Consider the following 18,066-nt stretch of genomic DNA (forward strand, 5'->3'; position numbering starts at 1 on the left):
CCTACTCCGGAAGCAAACCGAGGGTCAACCTCCAAACTGCGGAAACCCGCACATTCCTCGAAGGCTGCCCTGAAGTTGATTGTCATTACCAACTTCACCATGCTAGCGAGCCCCCCATGAACACTGCGTCGTCGCGCCCCCTCTCCGTGCTGCGTGCGAGCACCTTCGCGCTCGTGGTCCCCGCCCTCCTTTCGTTGTCGGCCTGCAAGTCGGACAGCCCGACGCCTGCGGACGCGGGCACCGATACGCCCGATGACACGGTGGCCACGACGCGGGCCGCGCTGCTGGAGTCGTCGGGGGCGTGCGTGCTGCAGACGGCGCGCGAGTTCCAGACCGTGGCCACGGCGCTGGAGAGCGCGGTCGCGGCCCACGCGGCCACGCCGGATGCCGCCACGCGGGACGCGGCGCGCGCGGCGTTCCACCAGGCCATGGACGCGTGGCAGGTGGCGGAGGTGATGCAGTTCGGGCCCGCCGCGCCCCGCAGCGTCCCGGGCGGCGCGGAGATTCGCGACAACATCTACTCGTGGCCCCTGGTCAGCCGGTGCGCCGTCGAGGAGCAGATCGTCAACCGCAGCTATGAGGCGGCGGGCTTCGAGAACGCGCTGGTGAGCCGCCGAGGCCTGTTCGCGCTGGAGTACCTGCTCTTCTTCGAGGGCGCGGACACCGCGTGCCCCAGCACGTCCGTCATCGTGTCACAGGGCACGTGGGCGGCGCTCTCCGCGGACGAGCGGGCCGCGCGCAAGCGGGCCTACGCCGCCGTGGTGGCCGCGGACATCCACCGCCGCGCGGACGCGCTCGTGAGTGCGTGGGCGGCGGACCAGGGCAACTTCGCCCGGACGCTGACCACGGCTGGCTCCGGCAACGCCGTGTACCCGTCGACGCAAGCGGCGCTGAACTCCGTGAGCGACGCGATCTTCTACTTCGAGCGAGAGGTGAAGGACCTCAAGCTGGCGCGGCCGCTGGCCCTGCGGGACTGCGCCACGTCGACCTGTCCGGAGCACCTGGAGTCGCCGTTCGCGGCGCGCTCGAAGGCGAACCTCCGGGCCAACCTGGTGGGCTACCGCCGCCTGACGGAAGGCTGCGGCGAGAATTTCTCCGGCACGGGCTTCGACGACCTGCTCGAGGCCTCGGGCGCTGGCGCCCTGGCGACGAAGCTGCGCGAGCGCAACGCCGCGGCCGCGGTGGGCATCGAGTCCGTGCCCGGTGACGACCTGGCGCCGACGCTCGCCCAGGACAAGGCCGCGGTGCGCGCACTCTATGACGCCGTCAAGGGTGTGACGGACGTGCTCAAGACGGAGCTCGTCACCGTGCTGGACCTGGAGCTGCCCCAGTCCGTCGAGGGGGACAATGACTGAGGTGCCGCCCGCCGAGCGGCCCGCGTCCGGGCGCCTCTGGAAGGCCCTGCTGGCGCCGCGTGACATCGCGGCGCTGGTGGCGTTCCGCGTGGCGCTCGGGCTGCTCGTCTGCGTGTCGGCGGTCCGGTTCCTCGCCTATGGGTGGGTGGACGTGCTGTTCACCGGCCCCCGCTTCCACTTCACCTACTGGGGCTTCGACTGGGTTCCCGCGCTCCCGGCGCCGTGGATGCACGCAGTGTTCGCGCTGCTCGCGGTGCTCGGGCTCTGCATGGCGGTGGGCCTCTTCTACCGCGTGACGGTGGCCCTGCTGTTCGTCGCCTTCACCTACGTCCAGTTGGTGGACGTCAGCAACTACCTCAACCACTACTACCTGGTGAGCCTGCTGCTGGGGCTGATGTGCTTCGTGCCCGCGCACCGGGCCTTCTCGGTGGACGCGTGGCGCGAGCCCGCGCTGCGCACGGCCTGGCTGCCCGCATGGTGCACCCTGCTGCTGCGCTTCCAGGTCGGCGTGGTGTACGTCTTCGCCGGGCTGGCGAAGCTGACCGGTGACTGGCTGCTGCACGCCCAGCCGCTCAGCATCTGGCTGTCGGCGAGGACGAGCCTGCCCGTCCTCGGCCCCGTGCTCGACGAGCCGTGGGTCGCCTATGTCGCGGCCTGGTCGGGCTTCCTCTTCGACACCACCATCGTCGCCTTCCTCCTGACGCGGAAGTTGCGGCCCTTCGCCTACGTGGCGGTGCTCGGGTTCCACGCGGCGACCTCCGCGCTGTTTCCCATTGGCATGTTCCCCGTCATCATGGTCACCGGCGCGCTCGTGTTCTTCGAGCCCTCGTGGCCACGGCGGTTGTTCAACGGGTTGCGCGCGCGTCTCGCCAGGCACGCCGCTCCGCCGGCTTCCGTGGACGCATCCGCGACGCCGGCGGGGATGGCCCCGGGATGGAAGGGCCGGATTGCCCTGGGCCTGGCCCTGGCCTACGCCGTCGTGCAGGTCGTCGTGCCGCTGCGCACGCACCTCTATGGTGGCAATGTCCTGTGGCATGAGCAGGGCATGCGCTTCTCCTGGCGGGTGATGGCGCGCGAGAAGAACGGCAGTGTGACGTTCATCGTCCGCGACCCGGCGTCGGACCGCGAGTGGCACGTCTCGCCGAGCCAGTACCTCACGCGCCTCCAGGAGCGGGAGATGTCGGTGCAGCCCGACCTCATCCTCCAGCTCGCGCGGCGCATCGCCCGGGATTTCGAGGCGCAGGGCAAGGGCCGCGTGCAGGTCCACGCCGAAGCCTATGTGTCCCTCAACGGCCGCCCGGCGGAGCTGCTCCTGAACCCCCGCGTGGACCTCGCCCGCGAGGTGGACGGCCTGGCGCCCAAGCGGTGGATTCGCCCGGCGCCAGACTCACCGCCCATCCGCCTGCGCGCTCCGCTGCGCGCCGCGACCGCCGAGCGGCCCTAGGCCCGAACGCCAGTCGCTGCGGCTGCGCTGCGCCGAGCACACCACGTCCCTCCAGGCACGCCCGGATTCATTGCCGCGTCCGCACGCCTGTTTACGTTTCCGAAGGGCCCCATCTGGGGCCGGGAGACGAGGGCGACCATGGCGAGAATCGACACCTACGACTCACCCCGGACCGGCCCCAGCCGCCCCACCCTGCATGGCGGCGGCGGAGGGCATCGGCTGGGCAACGCCCTGAAGACCACGGTGCTGCTGGCGGGCCTGACGGCGCTGGTGCTCGTCATCGGTGACCGGCTGGGCGGCCCGCAGGGGCTGCTGTTCGCGGGCCTCTTCGCCGTGGTGATGAACTTCGGCTCCTACTGGTTCAGCGACCGCATCGCGCTGGCCATCCACCGCGCGCAGCCCCTGCCCTACGAGCAGGCGCCCTGGCTCCATCAAATGGTGGAGCGGCTGGCGGCCCGAGCGGGAATGCCGAAGCCCAAGGTCTACCTCCTGCCCACGGCGGCCCCCAACGCGTTCGCCACCGGTCGCAACCCCAGCCACGCGGCCATCGCCGTGACGGCGGGCCTCATGGAGCTCCTCGACCGGCGCGAGCTGGAGGGCGTCCTGGCCCACGAGCTGGGCCACGTGCGCAACCGGGACACGCTGATTGGAACGGTGGCGGCCACCCTCGCCGGCATCATCAGCTATGCCGCGCAGATGCTGTTCTGGTTCGGGGGCTCCATGCTCAGCCGGGGCGACAACGACGAGCGCGGAGGCCTGGGCAGCGCCTTCGCCAACCTGGGCCTGCTGCTGGTGGCCCCCATCGCCGCCACGCTGCTTCAGCTCGCCGTCAGCCGCTCCCGGGAGTACGGCGCGGACCAGACGGGCGCCGAGCTCGCGGGCGACCCGGATGCGCTCGCGGACGCCCTGCTGAAGCTGGAGCGCGGCGCCGAGGCCATCCCCTACGACAGGGCCCCCGCCACCTCCCACCTCTTCATCGTCAACCCGCTCCACCATGGCGGAGTGATGGCGCTGTTCTCCACCCACCCGCCCATCCCCGAGCGGGTGCGCCGGCTCCGGGAGATGGGCGCGCGCCTGGGCGCCCGGACCGGCGGACGCGGCGGCTGGGAGTACGCCTACTGAGGCGCGCATGCCGGGACTCCCGGAGCGGTAGACGTGGCTGGGAGTGCGCCTCCTGAGGGGCGCATGCCCGGACGCCCGGAGCGACCCATCCGGCGGCCGGCTGTCCCCCTGCCGGGAAGGCGGACGGCACCCCGCCGGCACGCCCCAAGGCTTCCGACCGAGCCCAAGCATGCAGCCCTCAGAGTGAAGGCGAGCACGCCCAGCAGTGGACCCTTGACGCGCCAGGGGCTGACGGTAGGCTGCCCCGCTTTTTGCATTTCCCCGTGGAGGTCGTTCCCGTGCTGGTCCTGGTCCTCGCCCTTGCTGTCGGGCTCGCCATCTCGCTGTATTTCAATCTCTTCGCCGGCCCCAAGCACGCCGCGCTCCCGTCGCCGACGGCGTCTTCGTCCGCGCCCCGCGCCGAGCTGGTGACGGACACCCAGGCGCGCGCCAAGGCCGAGGCGGAGCTCCAGCGCAAGCAGAAGGAGCTGGACGAGCAGCGCGCGCAGCTCCAGGACGTGAAGGAGCAACTGAAGCAGGCCAAGCGCAAGCTCTACGAGCAGAAGGAGTCCGACAAGAGCGCCCAGGACCTGGCCAAGGCGCGCGCCGAGGTGGAGCGCAACGCCTCCGTGCAGCTCGAGCGGACCCGTGAGGAGCTGTCCCACGCGCTGGTGGAGAACCAGCGGCTGAAGTCGGAGCTGGAGGCCAAGGGCCGCCGCCCGCAGCCCGCGCCTGTCGCCCCTGCCGCGCCCGCAGCGCAGGTGGCCGCCCCCGCGAAGGAGGGTGAGTCCGTCATCGCCGCGGTGGTCCCGGTGGTGCCCACCGCGACGGAGACGGCGCCCCAGGAGCGGGGCCAGCGCCGCTTCCGCGAGCTGAACGACGCCGACCGCGAGAAGATGGAGCGCCTGGAGCACGCCGCGAACAAGGAGCGCAACCGCGCGGTGGAGCTGGAGAAGGAGCTGCGCCGGGTGAAGGGCCGCAACGAGACGCAGCAGCGCGTCTACGCCGCCACCAAGCACGACCTGGACCTGAGCCGCGACAAGTACAAGGCCCTGGAGAAGCGCCTCAACCGCACCCTCCTGGAGCGCGACCTGCTCCGCCGCGCCATCAAGGACCTGGAGAAGAAGACGGGCATGCTCGCCGACCGCACCGAGCTGACGCCGGAGGAGGTGGCCGCCAGCGACCAGCGCACCGAGGAGACCTCGCGCGTGCGCGCCGAGGCCGAGGCCCAGGCGGCGGCCGCGTCGCAGCCGGAGGCTCCGCCGGACACCGAGCAGGCGCCCGAGAGCGCGGCTCCGGCCGACGCCGAGGCGAAGCCCGCGCAGGCCTGACACCCCGCCCGCCCACGCGCAGGACGAAGGGCTCGGCTTCCTGGATGGCCTCCAGGGCCGGGCCCTTCTCCATTTCAGCGGCTCAGGATTCGGGACCGCCGCCGCAACCTTCCGGCGGCAGCGGGCCGCGGGCCTGGATGAGGCCCGCCTGCAGCTTCTCCATGAGGCGCTTGAGCTCCACCAGCTCCGGGGCCGTGAGGTGGCGGAGAATCTCCTCGTCCGTCCACACGAGGGCGTCGCGCAGCAGCCCCAGCTCGGCCCACCCCGCCGGGGACAGCTCCAGGCGCACACACCGGCGGTCATCACCGGTGTTGCGGCTCACCAGCCCGTCCTCTTCCAGCCGCGCCACCAGCCGGCTCACCGCGGGTGCGTCCACCAACAGCCGCTCCGCGATAGCGGACTGGCTGCGCACACCGTCGGCAATCGCCTTCAGGGCCAGCAACTGCATGAAGGGCCTGTGTGTCTGCTCGCCCAGTCGCTCGGTCAGGAGGCGACGGAGCGCGCGACGCAGGGAGGCCATCTGCTCCGCCACAGTCATCTCACCTAAAGATGGTTGCAGACTACAACTGTTGTCAATTACATCGACGCGGCGCGTTTCGTCGCAACGGGGGGAAGTTTTCAGCCCACACGTAGTTCTCCCCTTTCTTCCTCCTGCGTATGGCATCCCCTTCCGTCATCCTCATGGCGCTCGTCGCGGCGTCGACGCTGGCCGAGCCGTCATCGTCCATCCCTGCGCCCGTCCCCTTCCAGCCGAAGGTGGAGGACGCGATGCTCACCCCTGTCCCCCCCGCCCAGCGGCAGGTGACGACCTGGCAGGAGGCGCTCGCGCTCCTCCGGGAGCGCTCCACCGACCTGCGGTCGGCCGAAGCCGGCGTCGAGCGCGCCGCGGGCCGCTCCCGGCAGGCCCTGGCCGCGCTCCTCCCCAATGCGCGGATGTCGGCCAGCATGGGCGTGGACCTGCTCAACCCGGACCTTCCCGTCGGTGCCGGTGGCACGCCCCTGGTCGGTATCGGCGGGGGCGACGGTGCCTCTCCCACCACGCCGCTGCTGACCGCGAACGCGAACCTGACGCAGTCCATCGTGGACGTCAGCGCCTGGCGCGGGAGGGCCTCCGCCGTGGCGGCGGAAGAAGGCGCGGTGGCGACCCTGGCCGAGACGCGGCGGCTGCTCACCCGCAGCCTGGCCCAGGTGCTGGTCTCCACGGTGGCGGCGGAGCGGGCCGCGGAAATCAACCGCGTGGGCCTGCGCCAGGCGCTGGAGCGCTTCGCGCTCGCGCAGCGCACCTTTGAGCTGGGCGCGGGCAACCAGCTCGACGTGGTGCGCGTGGAGCAGGACGTGGCGGTGGCGCGCAGCGCGCTCGTCGCGGGTGACGAGCAGCTGCGCCGCGCCCGCGAGGCGCTCGGGCTGGCGGTGGGCTTCGACAGCGCCATCGGCGTCAGCCGGGACTTCAACCTCCAGGGGCTCGTCGAGGAGACGAAGCAGGCCTGCACCCCGCTGAAGGACGTGAACGAGCGGCCGGACCTGGTGGCCTCGCGCGCCCAGGTGGAGTCGGCGCGCGACAGCCGCCAGCAGGCCACGGCCGGGTACCTGCCGACGCTGGGCCTGTCCAGCACCGCCGTGGGCCTCACCACCAACCCGGGCGTGGGGCGCGTGGCCATCTGGAGCGTCTCCGCGGTGCTCTCCGTTCCCTTGTGGGAGGGCGGCCTGCGGGGTGGCCTCATCCGCGAGCGCGAGGGGCTGGAGCGCCAGGCGGAGCAGACGCTGGAGAACACCCGGCGCAACGTGTCCATCCAGGTGGCCCAGGCGCGGCGCGCCGTGGAGGTGGCCGAGAACCTGGTGGCGACGGCGGTGGCGTCCCGCGACCTCGCGGAGCGGACCGACCGCCTCACCCGCCGTTCTTTTGAAGTGGGCCGCGGCAGCAGCCTGGAGCTGGTGCAAAGCGGAGCGGCCCTGCGCCAGGCGGAGCTGAACCTGGTGCTGCGTGAATTCGAGCTCGTCCAGGCCCGACTGGACGCATTCTTGACGGAGGCGCGGTGCGACTGGTGAACCGGATGAAGGCAATGTGGGGTGTCACCCTGCTGGCGGCGGTGGCGGGTTGTTCGGGGCAGAAGGCGGCCCCGGCGGCTCCTCCTCCCCGGGAGGTGGAGGTGGTGACGCTCACGCCCCGAGAGGTGCGGGACACGGGGGAGTACCTGGGCTCGCTGCTGTCGCGGCAGAGCGTCACCGTGCTGCCCCAGGTGGCCGGCTACGTGCGCAAGATTCACGTGCGCCCCGGCGACAAGGTGGAAGCCGGCGCGCCGCTCATCGAGGTGGACTCACGCGAAGGCACCGCCGCGCTCGACAGCGCCCAGGCGCAGCTGAGCTCCACCCAGGTGAACCTGGAGCTGGCGCGCAGGACGCTGGAGCGCACCGAGGCCCTCTACAAGGAGGGGCTCGCCAGCGCCCAGGAGCTGGAGCAGGGCCGCGCGCAGGTCGAGGCCGCCGAGGCCGCGGCGCGCTCTTCCGCCGCGCAGGTGACGCAGCGCCAGGTCCAGCTGCAGTACCACCTGGTCCGCGCCCCGTTCGCGGGCACCGTGGGTGAAGTGCTGGTGCGGCTGGGCGACTACGTGGGCCTGGCGACGCCGCTGACCAGCGTGGCGCAGGCGGACGTGCTCGAGGTGAGCGTGTCGGTGCCGTCGCCGCGTGCCCGGTCGATGAAGCCCGACACCGCGCTCGAAATCCTCGACAGCGAGGGCAAGGTGCTGCTCACCAGCAACGTCTTCTACATCGCGCCCCAGGCGGACCCACGCACCCAGCTGGTGGAGGTGAAGGCGGCCTTCCGCAACACCGTGGGCCTGCGTCCCAGCGAGCTGGTGCGCGCGCGGCTCGTCTACTCGGCCCGGGATGCGCTGCAGATTCCCGCGCTCGCCGTCGTGCGGCAGAGCGGGCAGGCCTTCGCGCTGGTGGTCCACGAGAAGGACGGAGCGACGGTGGTGGAGCGCCGCCCCATCACCCTCGGCGCGTTGGGAGAGATGGCCTACGTGGTGGAGAAGGGGCTTCAGCCCGGCGACCAGATCGCCGTGTCCTCGCTCCAGGCACTGCGTGATGGCATGGCGGTGAAACCCAAGCAGGCCAACGTCCCCTCCGCGCCGACTGGCAGCAGCCCCCCGCGGGCTTCTGGCAACGGCGGCGGCGCGGTCGGTGGGAGCCGCTAACGAAGGGCCGGATAACGCACCATGTTCGTCGAATTCTTCATCCGTAGGCCCGTCTTCGCCATCGTCTGCTCCATCCTGCTGACGCTGGTGGGCCTGATTGCCATCCCCACGCTGCCCATCGCCCAGTACCCGGACCTGGCGCCTCCGCAGGTGACGGTGTCGAGCACCTACGTGGGCGCGAGCGCCGAGGTGGTGGAGAGCGCCGTCACCATCCCGCTGGAGCAGGAGCTCAACGGCGTGGAGGGCATGCGCTACATCACCTCCACCAGCAGCAACGACGGCTCCAGCCAGATCACCATCACCTTCGACGCCACCCGCGACATCGAGGTGGCGGCCGTCGACGTGCAGAACCGCGTCAGCCGCGCCGCGGCGCGCCTGCCCTCGCAGGTGAACCAGACGGGCATCGTCGTCAACAAGGCCTCCAGCCAGATGCTGCTGACGGTGGGCCTGTACAGCCCGGACAACCGCTACGACGCCAAGTTCCTCAGCAACTACGCCGACGTGAGCCTGAAGGACGCCATCAAGCGCGTGCCCGGCGTGGGCGACGTCCGCATCTTCGGCGAGCGCAAGTTCTCCATGCGCCTGTGGCTGGACCCCACGGAGCTGGCGCGGCGCAAGCTCACGCCCCAGGACGTGACGCGCGCGCTCCAGGAGCAGAACCTGCAGGTGGCCGCGGGCCAGATTGGCCAGCCGCCGTCCACTGACGACCAGCCCTACCAGCTCGCGGTGCGAGCCCGGGGCCGGCTGGTGGAGCCGCAGGAGTTCGGCGACATCGTCCTGATGCGGGACACGGACGGCACGAGCGTCCGGGTGAAGGACGTGGGCCGCGTGGAGCTGGGCGCGGAGAACTACGGCACCCTCCTGCGGTTCAATGGCAAGACGGGCGTGGGCCTGGGCATCTTCCAGCTGCCCACCGCCAACGCGCTGGACGTGCGTGACGGCGTGTACGCGGAGCTGGAGCGCCTGTCGAAGCAGTTCCCGCCCGGCATGCAGTTCCAGACGGGCACCGACACCACCCTGGCCGTCCGCGCCTCCATCAACGAGGTCATCAAGACGCTGGTGGAAGCCATCGTCCTCGTCATCCTCGTCATCTTCCTGTTCCTGCACGGCTGGCGCAGCGTGCTCATCACCGCCTTCACCCTCCCCGTCTCGCTGATAGGCACCTTCGCCTTCGTCCACCTGATGGGCTTCTCCATCAACACCCTCACCCTCTTCGGCCTCACGCTGGCCACGGGTCTGGTGGTGGACGACGCCATCGTCGTCATCGAGAACATCGAGCGGTTGATGGTGGAGCGGCACCTGTCCCCCGTACAGGCCGCGCGCGAGGGCATGAAGGAGGTGGCCGGCGCGGTCATCGCCATCTCCATCGTGCTGGTGGCGGTGTTCGTCCCGGTGGCGCTCTTCCCGGGCACCACCGGCGCCATCTACCGCCAGTTCGCGCTGACCATCGCCGCCTCCGTTGCCCTCTCCACCTTCTGCGCCCTCACGCTCACCCCCGCGCTCAGCGCGCGGATGCTGAAGCACCACGAGGGCGAGAAGTGGGTCTTCTTCCGCTGGGTGGACAAGGTCCTGGACGGCACGAAGGCGATGTATGGCCGGGGCCTGCGCAGGATGCTGAAGCACCCCTACCTGGTCCTGCTCGCCTTCCTGGCGTGCATCGGCGGCACGGTGCTGCTCTTCCGCGTCGCGCCCACGGGCTTCATCCCCGACGAGGACCAGGGCTACATCATGGTCTCCATCCAGGGCCCCGAGGGCATGTCGCTCGCCCAGACGGAGAAGGTGCTGATCGAGGCGGAGGCGATTCTGCAGGCGCAGCCCGAGGTGCGCGCCATGTTCGCCATCGGTGGCTTCTCCGTGATGGGCAGCGGCCCCAACATGGCCATGATCTTCACGTCGCTGACGCCGTGGGAGGAGCGCACGGGCAAGGACCAGTCGGTGGCCGCGCTGGTGGAGCGGCTGCGTGGCCCGCTGAGCCAGATTGGCGGCGCGCGCGTGCTGCCCTTCCAGCCACCCGCCATCCGCGGCGTCGGCAGCGTGGGCGGCTTCCAGTACATCGTCGAGGACGTCGACGGCACCAGCTCACTGGATGACCTGGCCGCGGCCACGCAGATGCTGGTGGCGAAGGCCAACGAGCAGGGCCAGCTGCGCGGCGTCTTCAGCACGTTCAACGCGGACACGCCGCTGCTGGACGTGGAGGTGGACCGGCAGAAGGCGAAGGCGCTCGGGGTGCCCATCGAGCAGGTGTTCGGCACCATGCAGGTCTACATGGGCAGCCAGTACGTCAACGACTTCAACTACGCCAACCGCACCTACCGCGTGTACGTCCAGGCGGAGCAGCAGTTCCGGGACAACCCGGCCGACATCGGCGCCTTCTACGTGCGCAGCGACACCGGGGACATGATTCCGCTGGAGTCGCTGGTGAAGGTGGAGCCCACCGTGTCCGCCCAGGTCATCCGCCACTACAACCTGTTCCGCTCGGCGGAAGTCAACGGGCAGCCGGCACCGGACGTGTCCTCCGGCCAGGCGCTGGAGGCCATGGAGACGCTGGCGGCGCAGCACCTGCCCCAGGGCATGAGCGCGGAGTGGACGGGCATCAGCCTGGAGCAGAAGGAGAGCGGTGGCCAGACGGCCATCATCTTCGCGCTGGGCCTGCTGTTCGTGTTCCTGGTGCTCGCGGCGCAGTACGAGAGCTTCAGCCTGCCGCTGGTCGTCATCTTCTCCGTGCCCCTGGCCATCATGGGCGCGCTGGGGTTGCAGCTGGCACGCGGGCTCGCCAACGACGTGTTCTGCCAGGTCGGGCTCGTGATGCTGGTGGGTCTGGCGAGCAAGAACGCCATCCTCATCGTGGAGTTCGCCGAGCAGCTCCGGGAGGGCGGGAAGAACGCCATCGACGCGGTGGTGGAGGCGGCGGAGGTCCGCCTGCGCCCCATCCTGATGACGTCCATCGCCTTCCTCCTGGGCGTGGTGCCGCTGATGACGGCCTCCGGCGCTGGCGCGGCGTCGCGCAACTCGCTGGGCACGGCGGTGTTCGGCGGCATGCTGGTGTCCACGGTGGTGAACTTCGTGTTCATCCCCGGGCTCTACGTGCTGATGCAGAAGCTGCGCGGTGACGCGAAGCGGTCCACCGGTGAGGACGAGGCGGTGCCCACGCCCGCCGCGTCGCACTGAGTGCCCAGGCCTCCGGGACTCCGGAAATGAGGCGGCCTGGCTCCTCGCACGAGGGGCCGGGCCGCGTTCTTTTCAAGCAATCAATCAGCCCAACCGCGGCGATGACTCCTGAACGCCCTACGCACCTATCGGTGGAGCCTCCGGTGTCCTCGGGTAGGGCAGTGCGCAAGGCGCTCTTCACGCTCGCATTGCGTTGCTCCCAATGTAGGACAGAGGCATAGACCACCAGTGCCCAGGCGCAGCCTGCACGCGCCTGAAACGAGTGCCCCGTCTCTCCTCCGAGCGGACAAGCGCCCCCGCCTCGGAGAGCCTTACATTGAGGCGGGACTGGGCGTGCCAGGGCCACAGCAGAGCAAGTACCCCGCATCGCTCTCAAGTTTGAACGGATGGTCACTGTGAACCGAAGTCTGCCGCTGAGTCTAGTTGAGCTATGCGCCAGAGGATTCGCGGCGTGTCGCGTTCGGATGCGCCGAGGAATTTTTGCGTGAGAAGCCCAGCCGGGACAGTGTCCGCTGCATGGAAGCCCGGCTGGCCGTGATGCTGGTGCGCGCCGTCAGCCCCTCCAGCAGAGCCTCCACGGTGGCATTCGGCGACTTGGCCACCAAACGCATGAGTTCCTCGGCCACCTTGTCCTGGATGGGCGAAAGTTACCGCCCTGTGGCCTGGGCGTGACGTCACGCGTCTCTCGGCGGAATCTCAGGATGCAACTGACCGGGGCCGCCCTAATGCCCATCAGATGGGCAATTCGCCGGCACGTCAGGCCCGCCTCCCAAAGGTTCGGCCGATGGCTTGCCGCAAATTCTCCGGGCTGGGAAATCCAATGCGCGCCCTTGATGCAAATCAGAACCCGCCAATCGAGCCATCCGTGCCTTGGAGTAGCCGCTGCAATGAACTGCCCAGGCAACCGGAAGTGGTCTGGCATTACTTGGCTACAATGCATGACATGCAAAGAACCTCATTACCCAACGCTCGGTTGGTATCGCCACCACACGCGCCTTCGCTCAGGAGTACTACCACCTGACGCCTTAGAGTGGGCGTCAGTCGCGAGGATCGCCCTGGCCATCGGCGCGCACGCTGGCTGTCCAGACGCAATCGCGCGCTCCGCTTGTTCACCGCAACACCAGACACACCCAGACTGCGAGCAACCCGCCCCTGCTGCACTCTGCGACGTAGAAGGCGCGTCGACTTTACAGCAGCATTCGTGGTTCTGCTCGGCGCAGAGGTGGCGAGGCTTCAAGCCATGAGACGCCTTCCTCACGAACTCAACAGCCCCGCCTTGATGTCACTCTCTAATGCTCCTTAGACATCCCCAATCGGCACACCGCCGCCGCAGCCACACTCCACAACCTGCGGGGAGTACGAGTACTCGGTGCAAGAAGCACCCGCAACGTTCAAACACACGCGGTAACGATTCCGTCCCTGGAAGATCGTTCCCGTCGTCGTCCACCTGCCATCGACTAGAGTCCTGCAATTAGGCGCAGCATCGTCACACGCAGACTGCGACCCGCAGTTGACATACTCCGACCACGCCGAGCAGGATCCGTATCCAGCATCCACGCAGCTAGTGCCGGTAGAGGGCACACAGGAATCAGCCAGTGACTCCAACATGGCAGCATCTGGCACCGGAATCTCGGTGCTCAGAGCCGCATCATTCGAGATAGCCTCCTCCCCCCCCGAATGCTGCTCATCGACGGGACCGCACCCAACAAGAACAGCCATCAACGTCAAGCCCCAAAACACTCCAAGCTTATTCACAGGCAACACCTCCGGCCTGCCGCCCAAAGCCGTATCAGCGGCCCGCCATCAAATGATCACGGACCATAGTGTCATTTCCAGGGATGCGGCGACTTGCCCCAATCAATGGGGTTCCCAGGCCAATTTCGCATTTTCCCTGCCAACTCACAATAAATACTTTCCAAACAAAACGATCTGCCACTCAACCTAATTTCACTTGCATCGCCCCCCAAAAGCCTCTCATTCAATATCAGAGAAAAAATCCAGACACGCCGACTGGCATTCGGGGCTCCCCTCTCCATCAACTGGTGGCCCATTCCAGCGCCCCCACAGGCCGTATGGCGACTGCGTCAAGCCGTCGCGGCAATGTTGTGGCTTGTCTACGCGTAAATTGTCGTGGTCCTCGTCCCTGGGGGAATGCAATGACCCCATCCTGGAGTACGCTATGACCCACTGGAGGTAGCCCCTCCCCCCTGGCGGCCCCCGAGCAGGCGCCCTGCGCCCCCTGGAGACGAGACTTGCGCCTGGACCGCCCGCCGCGTAGCGAGCAATGCCCGTGAAGCTCTCCCTCGCGACACGCATCTTCCTGGGCTACGCCGTGGTGCTCGGCACCTTCGGGCTGGTGTCCCTGTTCAGCGTGACGGAGCTCCACCGCAACCGGCTCGAAATCCGGCTGGTGAGCCAGGGCTACCTCCAGCTCTCCCAGGACGCCGCGGAGCTGGAGACGTTCCACGCCACCCAGGAAAAGGACACCGAGCGCCTGCTCCAGGAAGGCAGCGTCGAGGCCCGCCGCGCCTTCATCCGCCTGGCCCGGCTCTACAACCCACCCCTCATGTCCCAGCGGCTCGCCGCCGCCCAGGCCAAGGCGCACGAGGTGCTGGCCTCCGCGCCCGACAGCGAGGTGCCCTTCATCCGCGGCCTGGAGGCGCGCTTCGGCGAGCTCCAGGCCCGCTACCGCGACTACGGCCGCGCCGCCGAGGCCGTCTTCGCCGCCCTGTCCGCGGAGGTCCCCGACCGCGAGCAGGTGGCCCTGGCCACCGCCGAGCTGCGGCAGCTGGAGAACTCCATCGGCCGCGAGATTCGCGTGCTGCGCGCCGCCCTCTCCAACCGCATCCGCGAGCGCGTGGACGGCGCCGAGGAGCGCGAGCGCACCACCGGCCTGTTCATCATCGGCTTCTCCGTGGCCGCCATCGCCGTGGGCGTGGGCGCCACCGCCTGGTCCGCCCGGACGCTGCGCCCCATGCGCAACCTCATCCGGGGCGTGTCCCGCATTGGCCGCGGCGACTACAACGCCCAGCTCGGCGTGCGTGGCGATGACGAGGTCGCCGTCCTGGCCCGCGAGTTCGACCAGATGGCGCGCTCGCTCCAGGCCCGCGAGGCCCAGCTCAAGGCCCAGGCCGAGGCCCTCATGCGCGCCGAGCAGCTCGCCGCCGTGGGCCGCATCTCCGCGCAAATCGTCCACGAGGTGCGCAACCCCCTGTCCTCCATTGGCCTCAACGTGGAGCTGCTCCAGGACGGCCTGGAGCGGGCGGCCTTCGCCTCCCCCGACGACGCGGCCGAGGTGAAGGACCTCATCTCCGCCGTCACCCAGGAGGTGGACCGGCTGGCCGACGTCACCGAGCAGTACCTGCGCATGGCCCGTCCCCCCCGGCCGGACCTGGACCCGCGGGACGTCACGGCGGTGCTGGACAATGTCCTCGACTTCTCCCGGGAGGAGCTGGAGCGTGCGGGCGTGGACGTGGTGCGCGAGTTCGCCCCGGACACGCCCCCCGTCCTGGCGGACGAGGGGCAGCTCCGGCAGGTCTTCCTCAACCTGCTGCGCAACAGCCGCGAGGCCATGCCCTCCGGCGGCCGGCTCACCGTCGTCACCCGGCCCCTGGAAGACGCCGTGGAAGTCACGGTGCGGGATACCGGACAGGGCATGACGGAGGACGTCCGCCAGCACCTCTTCGAGCCCTTCTTCACCACCAAGGAGGGCGGAACGGGGCTGGGACTGGCCGTGAGCCAGCAAATCCTCCAGGCGCACGGCGGCTCGCTCTCCTGCCAGAGTATTCCCGGCCAGGGCACGGCCTTCGTGTTAAGGCTTCCTCGCGCATGAGCTTCACTACGTACCGGGACGTGCTGCCCTCCGGGCTGCGCGTCGTCACCGTCGAGACGCCCCACCTGCACACGGCCCTGCTGGCCGTCTACGTGCGGACCGGCAGCCGCCATGAGACACTGGTCAACAACGGCGTCAGCCACTACCTGGAGCACCTCTTCTTCCGCGGCAGCGAAGGCTGGCCGGACACCGTGAAGATGAACGCGGCCGTCGAGGAGGTGGGCGGCAACCTCAACGGCGTCACCACCCGGGACCACGGGTACTACTACACGCCCATCCACCCCGCGCACGTGCGCGTGGGCCTGGACATCATCGGCGACATGCTCACCCGGCCCCGCCTCACCGACATGGAGGTGGAGCGGCAGATCATCCTCGAGGAGATGCTCGACGAGGTGGACGAGAAGGGCCGGGACATCGACCTGGACAACCTGTCCAAGCACCTGCTCTTCCCCGGCCACCCGCTGGCCCTGAAGATCGCCGGCACGCGCGAGTCGGTGACGAACCTGACCCACGACCAGATCCTGGAGCACTTCGCCCAGCACTACGTGGCGGGGAACATCGTCGTCACCGCCGCGGGCCGGGTGCGGCACTCGGAAGTCCTGGAGATGAGCGAGCGCGCCTTCGCCCGCCTCCCGCGCGGCCCGTCCAGCGTCGAGGCGCCGCCGCCCCCCACCCCGCCCGGTCCCCGCCTCCACTTCGTCAGCCACGACGAATCCCAGACGGAGTTCCGCCTCAACTTCCGCGGCGTCCCCGAGCAGCACGAGGACTACCCGGCGCTGCAGATCATCCGGCGCGTGCTGGATGACGGCCTGTCCTCGCGGCTGCCGTTCGAAATCGTGGAGAAGCGCGGGCTGGCCTACTCCGTCAGCGCGTCGCTGGACGCCTACCACGACGCGGGCCTCTTCGAGATTGAAGCCGCCAGCGCCCCGGAGAAGGCCGCCACGGTCATCACCGAGGCCTTCCGCGTGCTGTCCACGCTCTGTGAGAACGAGGTGGGCGAAGAGGAGCTGGCGCGCGCCAAGCGCCGGCACCGCATGCTGCTGGAGTTCTCCCAGGACTCGCCGGGCGAGCTGGCCGGCTGGTTCGGCGGCACGGAGCTGTTCCGCACGCCGGAGTCCTTCAACCACCGCGCCGACCTGGTGGACGCCCAGTCCGCCGCCCGCGTGCGCGAGGTGGCCCGGCGCTACTTCAACCGGGAGAACCTCACGGTGGTGGCGGTGGGCCAGCGCAAGGGCCTCAAGGCCCTGGAGCGCGTGGTGGCGGAGGCCCCCGGCCTTCCCGGACCGGAGGCGCCCGCGGTCGCCGCCGTCAGCGGCCGCCGCGGATGATGACCGGGCCCGAGGACTTCTTCTTGGGCTTGGGCAGCAGCGCGGTGAGCTTCTTCTGGGTGCGGAGGTACTCCTCGTTCTCCGGCTCCCGCTTCAGGGCCTCCTCGATGAGCTTGAGGCCCTGCGACACCTTGGTCTGCATCCGGGCATAGAGCGCGGCGAGCTGAGCCTTCTCCTCGATGGTGGCCTCGCTCAGGGTCAGCAGCCGCTCCAGCGACTCCTGCGCGTCCGACACGCGATCCGCCTTCAGGTGCATCCGCCACATGCGCGAGTGCACCGGGGCGAAGCGTGGTTCGGAAGAGAGGGCGAAGCGATAGGCCTCCTCCGCGCCGCGGCGGTCGCCCTGCTCCTCCAGCGAGCGCCCTCGCACATAGAGCGCCCGCGCCAGCCGGGGGTTGAGCTGGAGCGCCTGGTCCACCAGCGCCTGGGCATCCGTCCGGCGCCCCTGGAGGAGCACCGTCTCCGCCAGCCACGCCAGCGCGTCCGCGTTCTGCGGCTGAGCCTTCACCAGCGTGCGCAAGGCCTCCTCCGCGTCCGGCGCGCGCCCCAGCGCCAGCAGCACCCGCGCCCGCAGCGTCACGGCGTCCGGCCGCAAGGCGTCATCGCCCTTCACCGCGTTCAGGTCGGCCTCGGCCAGCTCCGGAAAGCCACTGACGAGGAAGTAGCGAGCCCGCAGCAGCCGCGCGGAGGCCAGCGACGGATCCTGGTTGAGGAGCCGGTCCATGAGGTTGGCGGCCAGCAGCTCGTCGCCCTTCAGCCAGAGCACCTCGGCCTCCACGGACTTGGCCTCGGCGTCGTCGGGATTCTCACGCAGGATGCTCTCCAGCGTCTTGAAGGCTGCATCAATCTGGCCCTCGCGCGCCTGGAGCCGGGCCAGCCGCAGGACGTCCGCGTCGGGCAGGTTGCCCGCGTCCCGCATGGCGATGAGCGCCGCGAGCGCGTCCCGCGTGAGGCCCTGCTGGAGGTAGATGTCGGCCAGCTGGCGCTGAATCGTCGGGTCGGTCCCGGGGGACATGGACGCGGCCTGCTTCAACGCGAGAATCGCGGCGCCCTCGTTGCCCGCCATGCGGTGGGCCTGCGCCATCAGCAGGTGCGGCTCCGGACTGTCGGGTGCCGCGGTGGCGGCTCTGCGCAGTGCGGCAAGCGCGGCATTCGCCTGGCCGCTGGACAGGTGGCTGCGCGCCTCGGTCAACGCGTCCTGGGCCCGCTGGGCCCGGTTCTCCGCGGCGGCCACTTCCGGTTCCTTGCAAGCAAGCAGCGGAAGGAGCGCCAGGGTCCACGGTCTGATTCGAAAAAGACGGTGCATCGCTGAG

General features: G+C 69.7%; 12 protein-coding genes. 9 read left to right on the plus strand and 3 right to left on the minus strand.

The genetic code is table 11. The features are described from left to right. Positions 1-116: 116 nt before the first annotated feature. From VZL07_RS01735 to VZL07_RS01750, 4 genes are all read left to right on the plus strand, one after another. Positions 117-1,355: an imelysin family protein gene (locus VZL07_RS01735; protein WP_426753568.1), complete on the plus strand. Its 1,239-nt coding sequence runs from the start codon at positions 117-119 to the stop codon at positions 1,353-1,355. Beyond that, entirely contained in the window at positions 1,348-2,799 is a 1,452-nt protein-coding gene (locus tag VZL07_RS01740) for an HTTM domain-containing protein (RefSeq protein ID WP_426753569.1), read from the plus strand. The genes VZL07_RS01735 and VZL07_RS01740 overlap by 8 nt, the downstream gene beginning before the upstream one ends. Before the next feature lie 138 nt (positions 2,800-2,937). Continuing rightward, a complete protein-coding gene (locus VZL07_RS01745; RefSeq protein WP_426753570.1) occupies positions 2,938-3,921 on the plus strand; it encodes a zinc metalloprotease HtpX in 984 nt (327 codons plus the stop codon). A gap of 278 nt (positions 3,922-4,199) precedes the next feature. After that, complete coding sequence (locus VZL07_RS01750; RefSeq protein ID WP_426753571.1) at positions 4,200-5,231, plus strand: cell envelope biogenesis protein TolA; 1,032 nt, start codon at positions 4,200-4,202, stop codon at positions 5,229-5,231. 82 nt (positions 5,232-5,313) lie between these two features. Here VZL07_RS01750 and VZL07_RS01755 read toward each other — a convergent pair whose 3' ends face one another. After that, entirely contained in the window at positions 5,314-5,751 is a 438-nt protein-coding gene (locus VZL07_RS01755; RefSeq protein WP_426753572.1) for a MarR family winged helix-turn-helix transcriptional regulator, read from the minus strand. Between the two features lie 137 nt (positions 5,752-5,888). Here VZL07_RS01755 and VZL07_RS01760 point away from each other — a divergent pair, with 137 nt between their 5' ends. Genes VZL07_RS01760 through VZL07_RS01770 form a run of 3 tightly spaced genes read left to right on the plus strand, consistent with a single transcriptional unit; the run spans position 5,889 to position 11,593 of the window. Next, positions 5,889-7,277 (plus strand): TolC family protein, encoded by a 1,389-nt coding sequence (locus VZL07_RS01760; RefSeq protein ID WP_426753573.1) that lies wholly within the window; start codon positions 5,889-5,891, stop codon positions 7,275-7,277. After that, the gene (locus tag VZL07_RS01765) at positions 7,265-8,425 is read left to right on the plus strand and encodes an efflux RND transporter periplasmic adaptor subunit (protein WP_426753574.1); all 1,161 of its coding nucleotides are present in this window, start codon (positions 7,265-7,267) and stop codon (positions 8,423-8,425) included. The genes VZL07_RS01760 and VZL07_RS01765 overlap by 13 nt, the downstream gene beginning before the upstream one ends. A gap of 21 nt (positions 8,426-8,446) precedes the next feature. Continuing rightward, complete coding sequence (locus tag VZL07_RS01770; RefSeq protein WP_426753575.1) at positions 8,447-11,593, plus strand: efflux RND transporter permease subunit; 3,147 nt, start codon at positions 8,447-8,449, stop codon at positions 11,591-11,593. A gap of 428 nt (positions 11,594-12,021) precedes the next feature. Here VZL07_RS01770 and VZL07_RS01775 read toward each other — a convergent pair whose 3' ends face one another. Beyond that, positions 12,022-12,219, minus strand: a complete 198-nt coding sequence (locus tag VZL07_RS01775) for a hypothetical protein (protein WP_426753576.1) — start codon at positions 12,217-12,219, stop codon at positions 12,022-12,024. Between the two features lie 1,658 nt (positions 12,220-13,877). Between VZL07_RS01775 and VZL07_RS01780 the strand changes: the two genes are divergently transcribed. Together VZL07_RS01780 and VZL07_RS01785 are read left to right on the plus strand one after the other, a co-directional pair. Further along, complete coding sequence (locus VZL07_RS01780; protein WP_426753577.1) at positions 13,878-15,425, plus strand: ATP-binding protein; 1,548 nt, start codon at positions 13,878-13,880, stop codon at positions 15,423-15,425. Beyond that, a complete protein-coding gene (locus VZL07_RS01785) occupies positions 15,422-16,753 on the plus strand; it encodes a M16 family metallopeptidase (RefSeq protein ID WP_426753578.1) in 1,332 nt (443 codons plus the stop codon). Before VZL07_RS01780 ends, VZL07_RS01785 begins: the two co-directional genes overlap by 4 nt. Here the strand turns inward: VZL07_RS01785 and VZL07_RS01790 are convergent. Beyond that, the gene (locus tag VZL07_RS01790) at positions 16,734-18,059 is read right to left on the minus strand and encodes a tetratricopeptide repeat protein (protein WP_426753579.1); all 1,326 of its coding nucleotides are present in this window, start codon (positions 18,057-18,059) and stop codon (positions 16,734-16,736) included. The two genes, VZL07_RS01785 and VZL07_RS01790, sit on opposite strands and share 20 nt — an antisense overlap. Positions 18,060-18,066 lie beyond the last annotated feature (7 nt).

Origin of the sequence: Pseudomyxococcus flavus (assembly GCF_050038885.1) — a bacterium.
GTDB classification, from domain to species: domain Bacteria; phylum Myxococcota; class Myxococcia; order Myxococcales; family Myxococcaceae; genus Myxococcus; species Myxococcus flavus.

Bases quoted from the DNA above. Each gene is read 5' to 3' on its own strand.
- VZL07_RS01740 (WP_426753569.1), top strand. From the start codon at position 1,348: ATGACTGAGGTGCCGCCCGCCGAGCGGCCCGCGTCCGGGCGCCTCTGG.
- VZL07_RS01770 (WP_426753575.1), top strand. From the start codon at position 8,447: ATGTTCGTCGAATTCTTCATCCGTAGGCCCGTCTTCGCCATCGTCTGC.
- VZL07_RS01780 (WP_426753577.1), top strand. From the start codon at position 13,878: ATGCCCGTGAAGCTCTCCCTCGCGACACGCATCTTCCTGGGCTACGCC.
- VZL07_RS01785 (WP_426753578.1), top strand. From the start codon at position 15,422: ATGAGCTTCACTACGTACCGGGACGTGCTGCCCTCCGGGCTGCGCGTC.
- VZL07_RS01760 (WP_426753573.1), top strand. From the start codon at position 5,889: ATGGCATCCCCTTCCGTCATCCTCATGGCGCTCGTCGCGGCGTCGACG.
- VZL07_RS01790 (WP_426753579.1), bottom strand. From the start codon at position 18,059: ATGCACCGTCTTTTTCGAATCAGACCGTGGACCCTGGCGCTCCTTCCG.
- VZL07_RS01735 (WP_426753568.1), top strand. From the start codon at position 117: ATGAACACTGCGTCGTCGCGCCCCCTCTCCGTGCTGCGTGCGAGCACC.
- VZL07_RS01755 (WP_426753572.1), bottom strand. From the start codon at position 5,751: ATGGCCTCCCTGCGTCGCGCGCTCCGTCGCCTCCTGACCGAGCGACTG.
- VZL07_RS01745 (WP_426753570.1), top strand. From the start codon at position 2,938: ATGGCGAGAATCGACACCTACGACTCACCCCGGACCGGCCCCAGCCGC.